The 16055-nt window shown below is 61.5% G+C and carries 15 protein-coding genes and 1 riboswitch; of the genes, 4 read left to right on the top strand and 11 right to left on the bottom strand.

The genetic code is table 11. From position 1 onward, the window contains the following. Nucleotides 1-67: 67 nt before the first annotated feature. Nucleotides 68-1159 (bottom strand): 2'-deoxycytidine 5'-triphosphate deaminase, encoded by a 1092-nt coding sequence (locus BM216_RS06605; RefSeq protein ID WP_092997020.1) that lies wholly within the window; start codon nucleotides 1157-1159, stop codon nucleotides 68-70. Nucleotides 1160-1238: 79 nt separating this feature from the next. After that, nucleotides 1239-1317, top strand: a riboswitch (SAM riboswitch). A gap of 46 nt (nucleotides 1318-1363) precedes the next feature. Between BM216_RS06605 and BM216_RS06600 the strand changes: the two genes are divergently transcribed. After that, nucleotides 1364-2554: an O-succinylhomoserine sulfhydrylase gene (locus BM216_RS06600; protein WP_092996771.1), complete on the top strand. Its 1191-nt coding sequence runs from the start codon at nucleotides 1364-1366 to the stop codon at nucleotides 2552-2554. Nucleotides 2555-2722: 168 nt separating this feature from the next. Then, a complete protein-coding gene (gene apaG, locus BM216_RS06595; protein ID WP_092996768.1) occupies nucleotides 2723-3115 on the top strand; it encodes a Co2+/Mg2+ efflux protein ApaG in 393 nt (130 codons plus the stop codon). Nucleotides 3116-3140: 25 nt separating this feature from the next. Here apaG and BM216_RS06590 read toward each other — a convergent pair whose 3' ends face one another. The 3 genes from BM216_RS06590 to BM216_RS06580 all read right to left on the bottom strand — a co-directional run bounded on the left by BM216_RS06590 (nucleotide 3141) and on the right by BM216_RS06580 (nucleotide 6491). After that, nucleotides 3141-4127, bottom strand: a complete 987-nt coding sequence (locus BM216_RS06590) for an Hsp33 family molecular chaperone (RefSeq protein ID WP_092996765.1) — start codon at nucleotides 4125-4127, stop codon at nucleotides 3141-3143. Between the two features lie 196 nt (nucleotides 4128-4323). Next, the gene (argF, locus tag BM216_RS06585; RefSeq protein ID WP_092996762.1) at nucleotides 4324-5241 is read right to left on the bottom strand and encodes an ornithine carbamoyltransferase; all 918 of its coding nucleotides are present in this window, start codon (nucleotides 5239-5241) and stop codon (nucleotides 4324-4326) included. A 53-nt stretch (nucleotides 5242-5294) separates the two neighbouring features. Continuing rightward, complete coding sequence (locus BM216_RS06580) at nucleotides 5295-6491, bottom strand: aspartate aminotransferase family protein (RefSeq protein ID WP_092996759.1); 1197 nt, start codon at nucleotides 6489-6491, stop codon at nucleotides 5295-5297. Between the two features lie 405 nt (nucleotides 6492-6896). Between BM216_RS06580 and BM216_RS06575 the strand changes: the two genes are divergently transcribed. Both BM216_RS06575 and BM216_RS06570 read left to right on the top strand, forming a co-directional pair. Further along, the gene (locus tag BM216_RS06575) at nucleotides 6897-7430 is read left to right on the top strand and encodes a GcrA family cell cycle regulator (RefSeq protein ID WP_092996756.1); all 534 of its coding nucleotides are present in this window, start codon (nucleotides 6897-6899) and stop codon (nucleotides 7428-7430) included. A gap of 209 nt (nucleotides 7431-7639) precedes the next feature. Next, the gene (locus BM216_RS06570; protein ID WP_092996753.1) at nucleotides 7640-8074 is read left to right on the top strand and encodes a PACE efflux transporter; all 435 of its coding nucleotides are present in this window, start codon (nucleotides 7640-7642) and stop codon (nucleotides 8072-8074) included. An 80-nt stretch (nucleotides 8075-8154) separates the two neighbouring features. Here the strand turns inward: BM216_RS06570 and phoB are convergent, their stop codons facing one another. The 7 genes from phoB to phoR form a co-directional block, all read right to left on the bottom strand. After that, nucleotides 8155-8838 carry a phosphate regulon transcriptional regulator PhoB gene (phoB, locus tag BM216_RS06565; protein WP_092996750.1) on the bottom strand — a complete coding sequence of 228 codons (684 nt, stop codon included), beginning with the start codon at nucleotides 8836-8838 and terminating at the stop codon, nucleotides 8155-8157. 45 nt (nucleotides 8839-8883) lie between these two features. Next, nucleotides 8884-9597: a phosphate signaling complex protein PhoU gene (phoU, locus tag BM216_RS06560; protein ID WP_092996747.1), complete on the bottom strand. Its 714-nt coding sequence runs from the start codon at nucleotides 9595-9597 to the stop codon at nucleotides 8884-8886. A gap of 47 nt (nucleotides 9598-9644) precedes the next feature. Then, entirely contained in the window at nucleotides 9645-10460 is an 816-nt protein-coding gene (gene pstB / locus BM216_RS06555; protein ID WP_092996744.1) for a phosphate ABC transporter ATP-binding protein PstB, read from the bottom strand. Nucleotides 10461-10472: 12 nt separating this feature from the next. Continuing rightward, complete coding sequence (gene pstA / locus BM216_RS06550; RefSeq protein ID WP_092996741.1) at nucleotides 10473-11789, bottom strand: phosphate ABC transporter permease PstA; 1317 nt, start codon at nucleotides 11787-11789, stop codon at nucleotides 10473-10475. Then, on the bottom strand, nucleotides 11786-13270 hold the full coding sequence (gene pstC, locus BM216_RS06545) for a phosphate ABC transporter permease subunit PstC (protein ID WP_092996738.1): 1485 nt from the start codon (nucleotides 13268-13270) through the stop codon (nucleotides 11786-11788). Before pstC ends, pstA begins: the two co-directional genes overlap by 4 nt. Nucleotides 13271-13447: 177 nt before the next feature. Continuing rightward, nucleotides 13448-14482 (bottom strand): substrate-binding domain-containing protein, encoded by a 1035-nt coding sequence (locus tag BM216_RS06540; RefSeq protein WP_092996735.1) that lies wholly within the window; start codon nucleotides 14480-14482, stop codon nucleotides 13448-13450. A 192-nt stretch (nucleotides 14483-14674) separates the two neighbouring features. Continuing rightward, nucleotides 14675-15934 (bottom strand): phosphate regulon sensor histidine kinase PhoR, encoded by a 1260-nt coding sequence (phoR, locus tag BM216_RS06535; protein WP_177230717.1) that lies wholly within the window; start codon nucleotides 15932-15934, stop codon nucleotides 14675-14677. Between the last annotated feature and the right edge of the window lie 121 nt (nucleotides 15935-16055).

Raw genomic sequence — 16055 nt, 5'->3', positions numbered from 1 at the left:
AGCAACGACCCGGTTCTGTCAAGGCCGCCGCCTGCATCTGATCTTGCAGGCCGCGATCGTACAGGGTTTAGCCGCGAAAATGCTTCGAGAGCTTCAGGCCCTGGGCCTGGTAGTTGGAGCCGAGGCCGGAGCCGTAGAGCCCGCCCGGCGCCTCCAGCATGTGCTCGTAGACGAGGCGGCCGACGATCTGGGCGTCTTCGAGGATGAAGGGCACCTCGTGACTGCGCACTTCGAGCACGGCGCGGCTGCCGCGGCCGCCGGCTGCCTCGTGGCCGAAGCCCGGGTCGAAGAAGCCGGCATAGTGGACGCGGAATTCACCAACCAGCGGATCGAAGGGGGTCATCTCGGCCGCGTAGAGCGGCGGCACATGCACGGCCTCGCGGGAGACGAGGATGTAGAACTCGTCCGGATCGAGGATCAGTTCGTTGCGGCCGCGGCTGTAGAGAGGCTCCCAGAAGTCGAATATGTCGTGCTGCGCCTTCTTGTCGACATCGACGACGGCGGTGTGGTGCTTGCCGCGATAGCCGATCAGGCCGTCCTTGTCGCCGGCCAGATCGATGGAGAGCGCGATACCGCCGCCGGAGACATTCGGCTTCGAAGCCGCAACCAGCGTTTCGGTCTCGTGCAGGTTCAACAGTTCCGGTTCGGTCAGCAGCGCATTGCCGATGCGGAAGCGGATCTGCGACAAGCGGGAGCCCTGGCGCACGACGATCGGGAAGGTGCGCGGCGAAATCTCAAGATAAAGCGGCCCGGAATAGCCAGCCGGGATCTTGTCGAATTCCTGCGCATAGTCGGTGATGACGCGGGTGAAGATGTCGAGACGGCCAGTCGAGCTCTTCGGGTTCGCCGAGGCCGACATGTCTGCCGGCAGATCGAGGCGCTCCATCAGCGGCACGATGTAGACGCAACCGGTTTCCAGAACGGCGCCTTCGGACAGGTCCACGACATGCAATTTCAGCCGGTCCAGCTTGTCGGAGACGAGGCTGTTCGGACCCGGCATGAAGGACGCGCGGACACGATAGGCCTTGGTACCGAGGCGCAGGTCTAGGCTTGCCGGCTGGATCTGGTCACTATCCAGTTCCCGCTCGGTTTTCAGCCGTCCGCTATCGAAGAGCGCCGCAATCGCGCGGTCCGCCAGAATTCCCGTCGTCCTGTCCATCGCCATAGTCCCGAATATCAAGTGCAACACAAAAACAAAATCGCGACCGTTGACGCAAGCACGGAGCGGGATTAAGGCAGTGTTATCCCGTGGTGATTTGGCCGGTCGGCTTGCAGCCACGTTAAACAAGTGGCTAAAAAGACCGGGTTCAGAACCGGTCTGCTTTTGCGACCGGTTTTTTTGTATCACGAAGGTGGTCAGTACATGAGCAAGATCCCGAACAAGAATTGGCGTCCCGCAACCACGCTCGTGCATGGCGGCACGCTGCGCTCGCAATATGGCGAGATGTCGGAAGCGATCTACCTGACGCAAGGCTTCGCCTACGACTCTTCCGAATCCGCCGAGGCGCGGTTCAAGGGAGAGACCGAGGGCTATATCTACGCCCGCTACGGCAGCCCGACCAACGACATGTTCGAGAAGCGCATGTGCGCGCTGGAAGGTGCGGAAGAAGCCCGCGCCACCGCCTCCGGCATGGCCGCCATCACCGCCGCCCTGCTCTGCCAGCTTCGCGCCGGCGACCACATCGTCGCCGCCCGCGCCCTGTTCGGATCCTGCCGCTGGGTGGTCGAGACGCTTGCACCGCGCTACGGCATCGAATGCACGCTGGTCGACGGCCGCGATCTCGCCAACTGGGAAAAGGCGATCAAGCCGAATACCAAGGTGTTCTTCCTGGAAAGCCCGACCAACCCGACGCTCGAGGTGATCGATATCGCCGGCGTGGCTGCGCTCGCGAACCAGATCGGCGCGCGTGTCGTGGTCGACAACGTGTTCGCCACGCCGCTCTTCCAGAAACCGCTGGAACTCGGCGCGCATGTGGTCGTCTATTCGGCGACCAAGCATATCGACGGCCAGGGCCGCAGCCTTGCCGGCGTCATCCTCTCCGACCGCGAGTGGGTCACCGAGCATCTGCAGGACTATTATCGCCATACCGGCCCGGCCATGTCGCCGTTCACCGCCTGGACGCTGATCAAGGGGCTCGAGACCCTGCCGCTGCGCGTTGCGCAGCAGACGGAAAACGCCTCCAAGATCGCGGACTTCCTGGCCGAACAGCCGCAGGTCGCCAAGGTCATCTATCCCGGCCGAAAGGATCATCCGCAGGCGGACATCATCGCCAAGCAGATGACCGGCGGTTCGACGCTGGTCTGCTTCGAGCTGAAGGGTGGCAAGGAAGCGGCCTTCAAGCTGCAGAACGCGCTGGAAGTGGTGACCATTTCCAACAATCTCGGCGATACCCGCAGCCTGATCACCCATCCGGGCACGACGACGCACAAGAACCTGACGGACGAAGCGCGCACCGAACTCGGCATCTCGCCGGGCACAGTACGCTTCTCGGCAGGCATCGAAGACGCCCAGGACATCCTGGACGATTTCGCCAAGGCGCTGGCCGCGATCTAGCACTACGGCAGGGCCTTCGGAGTGGTGGATCCCAGAATAGTGGGATTCACCATATCAGTTATCCCTAATTTCAAGAACGTTTCACGGCTTAGCGCCTAAGCCGTGAGTTTTCTTGACGTTTGAGGCGCCCTGTACAATATCCGACACGAGTGAGTTGAGGTGTTGTCCATGTATCGCGCCCGGACAAGAGACATAGAAGTCGTCGTAGAGCCGTTCTATCTGGAGGAGCAATCCAGCCCGGAAGACAGCCGCTATGTCTGGGGCTACAAGATCGTGATCGAGAACCACTCGATGCTGACGGTGAAACTGGTGCATCGCTACTGGCACATCACCGACGAGAACGGCTTGGTGGACGAAGTGGACGGCCTCGGCGTCGTCGGAGAACAGCCGAGCCTGAAGCCGGGCGATTCCTACGAATATTCTTCCGGCTGCCCGCTTGATACGCCTTCGGGCATGATGTTCGGCCATTACGACATGCAGACGGACGAAGGCGAGGTGTTCAAGGTCGACATCCCCGCCTTCTCGCTGGATTCACCGGGCATCGTCCGCGTCCTCAACTGAGAACGCGGCCAAGGCTGGATTCATTTCAGGCTGCGACAAATTCCGAGACTTCGTAGCGATAGGTCGTCGAGCAGAACTCACAGGTGACGGCGATCTGGCCATCTTCCTGGGTGTCCCTGATCTCGTCGGCCGTGAAGCCGTCGAGAACACCCTTGATCTTGTCGCGCGAGCAGCTGCAGCGGTCTAAGACCGTCTGCGGCTCGTATACCCGCACGCCGCGCTCGTGGAAGAGCCGGTAGAGAAGCCGCTCGATGGCGACCTGCGGATCCGTCAGCTCGTCGGTGTCGATCGTCTCGACCAGAGTACGGGCCTCGTTCCAGGCGTCGTCGGCGAGATCGGTATCGCGCTCGTCACCATCGCCGCCATGGAGGTCCGGATGGCGCATGCGCTCGGGGGCCTGCGGCAGGAACTGGGCGATCAGACCACCGGCCCGCCAGTTGTGGCGCGGCTTGCCATCCTCGTCACGGTCGAAGAGTTCGGCGACGCCGAGGCGCACGCGCGTCGGGATCTGTTCCGACTGACGGAAATAGACACCGGCGATTTCTTCAAGCGACGAGCCGTCGAGCGGCACGATACCCTGGTAGGGCTGCATGCCCTGACCCTGGTCGATGGTGAAAGCAAGCACGCCCTCCCCGAGAAGCTCAGGCGGCGAAATCCTGCCGTCCTTGACCGCGGCCTCCAGCGCTTCCTCGTCGAAACGGGCATAGGCGCGCAGGGAGTCCGGCGTCGAGAAATCGGCAACCAGAAGATCGACCGGGCCGTCGCCCTTGGTCTGGATGGTGAACTTGCCGTCGAACTTCAGCGAAGTCCCCAGCAAGGCCGTCAGCACGACTGCCTCGGCGAGCAGGCGCGCGACCGGCGCGGGATAGTCATGCCGGCCCAGGATCGCGTTCAGGAGCGGTCCCATCTGCACCGCGCGGCCGCGCACATCGAGCCCTTCCACCTGGAACGGCACAACGCGATCATCACCGGCAAAGTGGAGATCCTTCAGTTCCACAATCGCTTCCGCCATCATTCTCTCCTTCGCGCCGATCACCTGGGGTCTCGCCCCCGACCTTTACACAAACGGCAAGGCAAGCGGAACCGCTGGCCGCCGGAAAGGTATCGGCAATGTGTGTTGAAGCGCCGATTACACGAGTAAGGCGCAGACTGAAAGCCGACAGATGGTATCGGCTTCAGGTCAGTTCAAGATCGGGTGATTTTGCCGCTCAGACGACGCCAAAACACCAGGCAAGGATCGACTTCTGTGCATGAAGGCGGTTTTCCGCCTCATCGAAGACGACCGACTGCGGTCCATCGATAACCTCGTTGGTGACTTCCTCGCCGCGATGTGCCGGCAGGCAATGCATGAAGAGTGCATCCTGGTTGGCACGCTTCATCAGTGCCTCGTTCACCTGGTACGGCTGGAAGATGTTGTGGCCGCGGGCCTTGTGCTCCTGGTTCATCGACACCCAGGTATCGGTGACGACGACATCGGCGCCGTCGACCGCACGCTCGGCATCATGGCAGAGCATGATATTACCGCCATTGTCGCGGGCCCAGTTGAGGATCTTGTCGTCCGGCTCCGAGCCCATCGGCACGGCCATGTTCATTCGGTAGCCGAAACGGGCCGAGCCTTCGACCAGCGAATGCAGCACGTTATTGCCGTCGCCCGTCCAGGCGATCGTCTTGCCTTCGACCGAACCGCGATGTTCCTCGAAGGTCATCAGGTCGGCCATGATCTGGCAGGGATGGGTGAGATCGGTGAGCGCATTGATGACCGGCACTGTCGCATGCTCGGCCATTTCCATCAGGCGCGCATGCTCGGTAGTGCGGATCATGATGGCATCGACATAACGCGACAGGACCTTGGCGGTGTCGCCGATCGTCTCCGCCCGGCCGAGCTGCATTTCGGTGCCCGACAGGAACAGGGTCTCGCCGCCGAGCTGGCGCATGCCGACATCGAAGGAAACGCGGGTGCGGGTGGAGGGCTTCTCGAAAATCATTGCCAGCATCTTGCCGGCAAGCGGCTTGTCGGCGGTGCCGGCCTTGGTGGCCTGCTTGCGCACCTTTGCGTCATCCAGCATGACGCGCAGGTCAGCCGACGAAACGGCGGAAAGATCGAGGAAATGCTTCGGTGATGCCATTGACTGGTTCCCTATCCGAGGGAACCGGAAAAGGTACCCTCTCTGATATCCGCTTAGGCGGTTTTCTTGAGCTGTTCGGCGGTAAGCGCTTCGGCGGCACGCTCGATGCGGGCCAAGCCTTCGCGTGCTTCTTCCGCAGTGACGGTGAGCGGCGGCAGAAGACGGACGACATTGTCGCCTGCCGGAACTGCCAGCATGTGTTCGTTGCGCATGCCCGCCACGAGTTCGGCCGCCGGCGGCTTTGCCTTGATGCCGAGCAGCAGGCCTTCACCGCGGATATCTTCGATCACTTCCGGAAAGCGATCCTTGAGCGCGGCAAGGCCCTGACAGAAGACGAGTGCGACATCGCGGACGTTTTCAAGGAATCCGTCGGCCAGAACGATATCGAGCACGGCATTGCCGCAGGCCATGGCCAGCGGATTGCCGCCATAGGTCGTGCCGTGGATGCCGGGCTTCATGCCGGAAGCCGCCTCGGCGGTCGCAAGGCAAGCGCCGAACGGGAAGCCGCCACCGATGCCCTTGGCGATCGCCATGATATCGGGCGTGACGCCGGACCATTCATGGGCGAAGAACTTGCCCGTGCGGCCGACGCCGGTCTGAACCTCGTCGAGGATCAGCAGCAGGCCCTTTTCGTCGCAGATACGACGAAGTTCGCGCATGAATTCCTTCGGCACGGGACGTACGCCGCCCTCGCCCTGGATCGGCTCGATGAGGATGGCGCCGGTGTTTTCGTTGATCGCCGCATTCAGAGCATCAAGATCACCGAACGGAACCTGGTCGAAGCCTTGGGCCTTCGGACCGAAGCCTTCCATGTACTTTTCCTGGCCACCGGCGGCAATCGTCGCGATCGTGCGGCCGTGGAATGCGCCTTCGAAGGTGATGATGTGGAATTTTTCCGGGTGGCCCTTGGAGAAGTGATAGCGACGCGCCGTCTTGATGGCGCATTCCAGCGCTTCCGCACCCGAATTGGTGAAGAAGGCCTTGTCGGCGAAAGTGGCTTCCGTCAGGCGGCGGGCAAGACGCTCCTGCTCCGGGATCTCGTAGAGGTTTGACAGGTGCCAGACCTTCTCTGCCTGCGACTTCAGCGCATTCACGAGATGGGGATTGGCATGACCGCAGGAGGTGACCGCGACGCCGGCGCCGAAATCGAGATATCGCTCGCCGCTTTCCGTCACGAGCCAAACGCCCTCACCGCGCTCGAAGCGCAGCGGAGCCCGGGCAAAAGTGTCGAAAAGCGCAGATTCAGCCATGGCGACATCACTCCTGAGGTAGTCATCGTCCCTTTGGCAAAGGACATTGCAAAAAATCAAAATGCCGCCCTCGGGGCGGCGGGGGCACTATCTTAGCTCAGTGCCGGAATGTCAACAAAAGCCGCGGAAAATCAGGGCTATCAGCACCCAATGACACCACCGTCGGCTGTGACAAAAATGACTCTTCGGGGAAGCAAGTTGGGGAAAACCGAGAAATCGATTCACGTCGATTCGCCCGACTCTTGCCACGGAGTCCGCCTGCTACTAGGTTAAAGATCAATTACTAGACTGCATGCGGCGGAACTAGTCACCAAAAGCATAGATATAGTGCCTGTTGCGGAATGACTTCCGTAGCAACGGTGAGGGATTCTGCATGCCTAAACGTTCAAACGGCGGAGAACGGGCATGAACTGGACGGACGAGCGCGTTGAAAAACTCAAGAGACTTTGGTCGGAAGGCCTGAGCGCCAGCCAGATCGCGGCACAACTGGGCGGTGTAAGCCGCAATGCCGTCATCGGCAAGGTCCATCGCCTGAACCTTCCGGGCCGAGCGAAAGCCGGCGGAACCGTTGCCACCAACCGCGCGGTAAAGCGCCCGGCGGCCGCTCCCCGTCCGCAGACCTTCGCAGCGCGCACCGCGACCCGCACGGTAGCCCGTCCGGTCGGTGCGACCGCCCTGAAGGAAGAGGTCGAATTCGAAGCTTCGCAGGAACTGGTCTACCGCCCGGCGTCCAACGTCGTGCTGCCGATCTCCCGCAAGCTGGCTCTGACCGAGCTGACCGAACGCACCTGCAAGTGGCCGGTCGGCGACCCGCTGACCGACGATTTCCACTTCTGCGGCTGCGAAAGCCCGGACAATTCGCCCTACTGCACCTATCACGCCAAGCTGGCCTACCAGCCGGTTCACGATCGCCGCAAGGCATCGGCGGCGCGTGCCTGATCAGGCAATTTGCGAGATTATGAAAGCGGGCTCAGGCCCGCTTTTTTTGTGCCTGTGGTCAATGCCTGCCCCTCTGCGCAAAGCTGCCTTGCCAAGTTGCAGCTTGCCCACCGGCAAACGAACGCCTATCTAGTGCCTGCGAGGACGACCTCCCCCAGCATGGGTGCAATCGCCGGGACGACCCGGCAGAACCCAAGGGGTCAGAGATTATGCGCACTACACGTGACCGCATCCGCCACGCCATCAGCTTCGAAATCATCGGACTTGCCCTGTTCATTCCGTTCAGCGCGGTCCTATTCGGCATGCCCATCGAACATATGGGCGTCATCGGCATCGTCTCTTCGACGCTCGCGACGATCTTCAACTATGTCTACAATCTCGGTTTCGACCACCTGATGCAGAGACTGCGCGGCAGCACCGAGAAGACGCTCCCGCTCAGGGTCATCCATACCGTCCTGTTCGAACTCGGACTGCTTATCGTGCTTCTGCCGTTCATCGCCTGGTATCTCGGCGTGACCATCTGGCATGCGCTGGTGATGGATATCTCGTTTGCGCTCTTCTACCTGGTCTATGCCTTCGTCTTCAACTGGGCCTATGACCGCGTGTTTCCGCTGCCGGAATGGCGGGAGAAGGCCGAAGCCTGATCAGCCGACAACAAAACAAATCAGCCCGGGAACGGCGACCGCTCCCGGGCTGAATTCATTCGAAGCAGGTTTTCGCCGGATCAGGCTTCCATCGAATAGCCGGCGCCGCGAACGGTGCGGATGACATCCTGCATGTTGGAGAAGTTGAGCGCCTTGCGCAGGCGGCCGACATGGACGTCGACGGTGCGTTCGTCGACATAGATGTCGTGGCCCCAGACGCCGTCCAGGAGCTGCGAACGCGAGAAGACGCGACCCGGCGAGGTCATCAGGAATTCCAGCAGGCGGAATTCCGTCGGGCCGAGGCGCACTTCGCGGGTCTTGCGATGAACGCGATGGGTCTCGCGGTCGAGCTCGATGTCGCCGCAGCGCAGGACGCTGGAGAGAACTTCCGGCTTGGCGCGACGCAGCATCGCCTTGACGCGGGCCATCAGTTCCGGCGTCGAGAAGGGCTTTACCACATAGTCGTCTGCGCCGGTGGCGAGGCCACGAACCCGTTCACTTTCCTCGCCGCGTGCCGTCAGCATGATGATCGGCAGCCGCTCGGTTTCGGGCCGCATGCGCAGGCGACGGCACAGCTCGATACCGGAAACGCCGGGAAGCATCCAGTCGAGGAGCAGAAGGTCGGGCGCCCGTTCCTGCAGCCTGATCTCGGCTTCGTCACCCCTGAGGATAGTTTCGACCTCGTAGCCTTCGGCCTCAAGGTTATAACGGAGGAGGACGCTCAGCGCCTCCTCGTCTTCCACGACAGCAATTCTTGGCTGCATTTCGTCTCTGCTCCGTCACATTGCCTTGGCGGTCGCCAGCCGACCTCAGTCGGCGAGCGCGCCGACCGTGTTCGACGTGTCGTCCTTCGGACGCTCGCCTTCCGGTTGCGCGCCGGTCGTCATGTAGTAAATGGTCTCGGCGATGTTGGTCGCATGATCACCGATGCGCTCGATGTTCTTGGCGCAGAACAGGAGATGGGTGCAGGTGGTGATGTTGCGCGGATCTTCCATCATGTAGGTCAGAAGTTCGCGGAACAGCGAGGTGTACATCGCGTCGATCTCTTCGTCGCGGGCGCGGATGGCTTCTGCCTTTTCAGCCGAACGGCTGGCATAGACGTCAAGCACTTCCTTCAGCTGCACCATGGCGAGATCGGAGAGATGCTCCAGACCGCGGGCGAGCTTGCGCGGAACGCCGGTGCCCTGGACGGCGATGACGCGCTTGGCGGTGTTCTTGCCAAGGTCGCCGACGCGCTCCAGGTCAGCTGCAATGCGCAGCGAGCCGATGATTTCGCGCAGGTCGCTTGCCACCGGCTGGCGGCGGGCGATGGTGACGATCGCCTTGTCGCCGATCTCGCGCTCGGCGTGATCGAGGATCACGTCGTCGGAGATGACCTTCTGGGCGAGAGCCGCATCGGAATTGACCAGAGCGCGCACGGCATCGCCGCACATCTGCTCAGCCAGGCCGCCCATCTCGGAAATGCGGCGGCGCAGGTATTTCAGTTCTTCGTCGTAAGCCGACAGGATATGCGATGAAACCATCTTCTTGTCCTCAAGATCCGTAGCAGGCGACAGCGCTGATCAGGCGATCAGCCGAAGCGACCCATGATGTAATCCTGGGTGCGCTGGTCATCCGGATTGGTGAACATCTTGTCCGTGTCGTTCTCCTCGACCAGCTGGCCGAGATGGAACATGGCGGTGCGCTGGGAAACGCGGGCTGCCTGCTGCATGGAGTGGGTTACGATAACGATCGTGTAGTTGGCGCGAAGTTCGTGGATGAGTTCCTCGACCTTGGCCGTCGCGATCGGGTCGAGCGCCGAGCAGGGCTCATCCATCAGGATGACTTCCGGCGAGACGGCAACCGCACGGGCGATGCACAGACGCTGCTGCTGACCACCCGAGAGACCGGTGCCGCCTTCGTGAAGACGATCCTTCACTTCCGACCAGAGGCCGGCGCGCTGCAGGGATGCTTCGACGATCGCATCCATATCCGCCTTGTTGCGGGCGAGACCGTGAATGCGCGGGCCGTAGGCGATGTTCTCATAGATCGACTTCGGGAACGGGTTCGGCTTCTGGAAGACCATGCCGACACGGGCGCGAAGTTCCACGACGTCGATTTCCTTGTCGTAGATATCGTCGCTGTCGAGCGTGATCTTGCCGGTAACCTTGCAGTTCTCGATCGTGTCGTTCATGCGGTTCAGCGTCCGCAGGAAGGTCGACTTGCCGCAGCCCGATGGGCCGATCAGCGCGGTCACGGTGTTTTCGCGGACGTTGAGGTTCACGTCGAAAAGCGCACGCTTCTCGCCGTAATAAACCGACACGTCCTTGCCAATCATCTTGTACGCAACGTCATTCATCTTCTTGTCCAGAGCCTTTTCAACTGCTGCTTCTGACAACATATTCATTGTGTCGATCTCCTACCACCGGCGTTCGAAACGCCGCCGCAACAGAATTGCACCAACATTCATGACAATGAGGAACAGGAGCAGGATGATGATCGCTCCCGAGGTTCTTTCAACGAACGCGCGTTCCGCCTCGTTCGCCCACATGTAGATCTGCACCGGCAGGGCCGTGGACGGATCCATCGGCGTCGTCGGGTAATTGGCGACGAAGGCGACCATGCCGATCAGCAGAAGCGGCGCGGTTTCACCGAGCGCGTGCGCCAGGCCGATGATCGTGCCGGTCAGGATGCCCGGCATGGCAAGCGGCAGGACATGATGGAAGATGGTCTGCATCTTCGATGCGCCGAGGCCGAGAGCGGCCGCGCGGATCGACGGCGGGACCGCCTTCAGCGCCGCGCGAGTGGCGATGATGATCGTCGGCAGCGTCATCAGCGTCAGCACCAGACCACCTACCAGCGAGGCCGAGCGGGGCAGGCCCATGAAGTTGATGAAGACAGCGAGACCCAGCAGACCGTAAACGATCGAGGGCACGGCCGCGAGATTGTTGATGTTCACTTCGATCAGGTCGGTGAACTTGTTCTTCGGCGCGAACTCTTCGAGATAGATCGAGGCAGCGACGCCGATCGGCAGCGAAAGCACCAGCACGATCAGCATCATGTAGAAGGAGCCGATCAGGGCGACGCCGACGCCGGCGGCTTCCGGACGGCTGGAATTGCCGTTGACGAAGATGCCGCCGTTGAAATGCTTGGCAAGCGAGCCGCTTTCGGCGAGCTGGTTCATCCAGCCAACCTGCTGGTCGGAAACCTTGCGGTTGTTTTCCGACACGGTGAGGTCGATCTGGCCCTTCCAGGCGCTGTCGATGTCGCCGGCCGCGAGAAGCGAGACCGTCTGGGTCGTGCCGATGATCTGCGGATTGGCGACGACCATGTCGCGCAGCTGGCCGCGGACGCCGTCCGAGATCATCTGGTTGACAGCGCGCAGGCCCTGGCGATCGTTTTCGGCAACGCCGAGCGCCTTGGCCACCGCGTTACGGGCGATGACGGGATAGTTGGCCGTCATCAGCTTGGTCGGGTCGGTGGCGCGCTCATTGTCCTTGTCGATGATCTGCTCGGAAAACTCGACCGGAACGGTGATCATCGTCTGCTGGAAGGCGGTGTAGCCCTTGGACACGACCGACCACAGCAGGATGAAGAGAAAGAGGATGCCGAAGGACAGAGCAGCAATGCCATAGGCACGGAAGCGGCGTTCTGCGGCGTAGCGGCGCTTGATGCCGATGTCGCGACGGGCGGGCTTCGCCAGGACGCCGGCGGGGGTGGAAACCACGTCGGTCATTCGTACTGCTCCCGGTATTTGCGCACGATGAAGAGCGCGTAGATGTTAAGGCAAAGCGTGATGGCAAACAGCGTGATGCCGAGTGCGAAGGCAACCAGCGTCTGCGGCGAGGTGAATTCAAGGTCGCCCGTCAGCTGGCTGACGATCTTGACGGTCACCGTGGTCATCGGTTCGAACGGGTTGAGCTGCATGCGGGCGGCGACGCCGGCGGCAAGCACCACGATCATGGTTTCGCCGATGGCGCGCGAGGCGGTCATCAGAAGCGCGCCGACAACACCCGGCAGCGCTGCCGGCATGACGACCTTCTTGATGGTTTCCGACTTGGTGGCGCCGAGACCGAGCGAACCGTCACGCAGGGCACGCGGCACGGCGGTGATGATGTCGTCCGACAGCGAGGAGACGTAGGGGATCAGCATGATGCCCATCACGAAACCGGCGGTCAGGACGCTCTGCGCCTGGATGAAGTTGGCAAAGTCGCCGGTGGCGATGCCGTTGATCTGCGAAGACAAGTCACGCAGGAACGGACCGACCGTGGTCAAGGCGAAGAAGCCGTAGACGATGGTCGGGATGCCGGCCAGGACCTCGAGCAGCGGCTTGGCCACCGAGCGAACCTTGGGCGAAGCATATTCCGCCATGTAGATCGCCGAGAACAGGCCGACCGGAACGGCGACCAGCATGGCGACGAGGCCGATATACAGCGTGCCGAGCAGCAGCGGGATCAGGCCGAACTGGCCTTCCGACGCGGCAGCACCGGCGGCGGCAAAGCGCGGATCCCAAACCGTGCCGAAGAAGAATTCCCAGGCGGGAACGCGGCCGAAGAAATGCCCGGCTTCCGTCAACATCGACAGGACGATGCCGATCGTGGTGACGATCGCGATCGACGAGGCGAGTACGAGAGCGCCTAGAACAACCCGCTCGACCCTGTTGCGGGCACGGAAGCGAGGGGAGATGCGTGTATAGGAGAAACCGGCACCGGCGAGAGCGACAATCAGCACGAGGGCGGTCATCACCCGGTTGCTGATCTTGGTCATGGCATTCAGATCGCCGGCGGATTCGACCATGTAGGGCTCGGGATCGCCGGCAAGCGGCACGCCCTTGGCGCCGAGCGCGGAGCGCAGCTCAGCCGGATTGGCACCGACGCGATCGATTTCCTCGAGCGTCAGCACGTCCATGCCGCGCGCGACGGAGCTGATCATGCCGAAGGCAAGGCCCTGTTCCGCTTCAGACTTGGCCTTGATGTCTTCGGGAAAGCCGCCGCGGACAGCGGAATTGATATAGAGCGGGCTGGCAATGAGCCAGGCGGCAAGAAGAATGGCTGCCGGCAGAACCGCGCAGAGCGCAACGAACGTGCCGTAATAGCCGGGACGAGAGTGCAGCTTGGAGGACACACCGCCGGCAATTGCCAGCGCGTGACGCGTCCCGACGACGTAACAGACGATCGCGATGATCGCCAAAATCAACAAGATCAATGGTGTGCTCATCACAATCCCCCGGCCTACCGCCATCGGCGGCAGCCACTACCGCACAAATCCCATCACCGGAACCCAATTATTCGCAAATGCCCAACTTCGGACTTGCCCTAAAGGCCTGCCTTGCGAGGGCAGCGGCCGCGAAGCCGAGAAACCGGCGCCGCCCGAAAGGCGGCGCCGGATCGTTCATTACATGGTCTTGCCAGCTTCGAAGTCCTTGCGGACTGCTTCGCGCTGGTCGTCCGGAGCGGCAACCAGGCCGTATTCGGCGAGCGGGCCTTCCGGGCCGACCATGTCATCAGAGATGAAGAATTCGACGTATTCCTTCAGGCCCGGGATTACGCCCAGGTGAGCCTTCTTGACGTAGAAGAACAGCGGACGGGAAACCGGGTAGGTGCCGCCGGAGATGGTTTCGGTCGACGGAACGACGTCCGAAACGGTCGCAACCTTCAGCTTGTCCATGTTGTTTTCGTAGAAGGCCAGGCCGAATACACCGAGGCCGGTCTTGTTGGCAGCGATACGCGCGAGCGTCTCGGTGTAGTCGCCGTCGATGTCAACAGCTACGCCGTCCTTACGGATGGCAACGCACTTGGCAGCAGCCTGCTTGGCGTCGGAGATGGCAGCCTTGATGACGTCGGTGGCGCCGGCTTCCTTGCAGCCTTCAGCCATGATCTTCTCTTCGAAGACTTCGCGGGTGCCGTGCTTGGAGCCCGGGATGTAGGCAGCGATCGGGCCCTTCGGCAGGGTCTCGTTGACTTCCGACCAGTTCTTGTAGGGGTTGGCGACGAGCTTGCCGTCAACAACAACTTCAGCGGCGAGAGCCTTGTAGAGGTCCTTCGGCTCGATCTTCATGTCGCCGTTGGAGCTATCGGCAGCAAAAACGATACCATCGTAGCCGATGCGGATTTCCTGGATGTCGTTGACGCCTGCAGCCTTGCAAGCTTCAGCTTCGTTCTTGTTGATCGGGCGCGACGCGTTTGCAACGTCGATCGTGCCTTCGCCAACGCCAGAGCAGAACGCCTTGAGACCGCCGCCGGTGCCGCCAGACTCAACAACCGGAGCCTTGAAGTTCGGGAAGGTCTCGGCAAAGGTCTCAGCAACGATCTTCGCATAAGGAAGAACGGTGGAGGAGCCGGCAACCTGAACCTGGTCGCGCGCAGCAGCAGCGCCAGCAAAGGCTACAGAGGCGACGAGGGCCGCTGCGGAAAGTTTCAACATGTTCATCGATGTTCTCCCGTGATGGGTTTTGTGAAAGCGTTTATCGCCGGCTTTCGCGCTTGCCGGCTTCGGCCCGCTCGTCATAGCGGCCGTTGGCCCTAGCTTTTATGTCACTTCGATGAAACATTTGTGACAAATTAAGTCACTGTTTTTGCTTTAAAAATTTACAGCACACCTGTGCAGTGCAACCGTTATATGTCAAAATCTTACGGTAAACTCGGAACCGGTCCCCAAACGCGACTTCACGATGAGCCGGGCACGGTGCCTCGTAAGGATATGCTTGACGATGGCCAGCCCCAGTCCGGTCCCCTTCTTGGAGCGGCTGTCGGCAACGCTGACCCGATAGAAACGCTCGGTCAGACGGGGAACGTGCTCGGCGGGAATGCCCGGGCCGCGATCGACGACGCTCACTTCGGCGGGCTGGGAGCCGCCGCCCCTCAGATAGACATCGACGAACTTGCCTTCCTGCCCGTATTTGCAGGCATTCTCGATCAGGTTTTCGATGACCTCGATCAGTTCGTCGCGATCGCCCATCACCTCGATGCCGTTTTCCGGCAGGTGAAGACGGATTTCGACCCCGAGATCCTCCGCCAGGGGCAAGAGAGCGTCGCGCACATGGCCGATCAGCGGCTTCAGGTCGACGGTCTGGTCGGGGGCGATATGGGACTTGAGCTCCAATCTGGAGAGGGAAAGGAGATCATCGACCAGACGGCTCATGCGTGTCGCCTGATCGAACATGATGCCGAGGAAGCGATCCTGCGCTGCGGGATCGGATTTCGCCGGGCCCTGCAGGGTCTCGATGAATCCGCGCAGCGAGGCCAGCGGCGTGCGCAGTTCATGGCTGGCATTGGCAACGAAATCCGAGCGCATGCGGTCGATGCGCCGCAGTTCTGAAATATCGCGGAAGGAGAGGAGATAGAACCGTTCGGAGACGATGGCGGGATCGGCATCCATCGGCGCGATCCTCACAATATAGACTCGCTCCGAGGGAAGTCGTTCGGAATGCTCGATCTGGTTCGCCTCGCCGGTCGCGATCGTTTCGTTGACCATGTCGAGAATGCCGGGGGAGCGCAGGCGGGCCGAGAGATGCGCATCAATAGGGAGCGAACCCAGCGCCCTTTCGGCGGCCTTGTTCTGGGACAGCAGGACAGCCTCGCCGTTCAGAACCAGCACCGGCATGTCGAGCGCCGCAAGGGCCGAGGCGATATGGGGCAGCGAATCCTGCGGCTCCTCCTCATCATCGCTCTCTTCGGGCAGCGGCTCCGACGCCGAAACGGCGACGGGTTTTCGGCAGAGGCAGGCGATTACGATCAGCAGCCAGCAGGGCAGAACCGCATACCATCTGATGCCGCCCACGAGCGCGATCAAAGCCACCAGCGAAACAAGCAGCAGGATGGGACGCTCGCGCCGCGCGGCCGCAATAATTTTCCCTGCAATATCGCGCAGCTTCGCTTCCATGATGCCCCGCTCGAATCCCGGCTCTTTCACGATGAACAGTTGGTCATATAAGCCTTACATGACACTTGTGCATCACGGGCTATGGAAAACCTCGTGCCTCCGGCCGGCTGTGCACTAGATA

Source organism: Rhizobium sp. NFR07 (assembly GCF_900111905.1).
Classification (GTDB): domain Bacteria; phylum Pseudomonadota; class Alphaproteobacteria; order Rhizobiales; family Rhizobiaceae; genus Neorhizobium.
The sequence above is the reverse complement of the archived record's forward strand: the minus strand, read 5'-3'. Positions and strand labels throughout refer to the sequence as shown.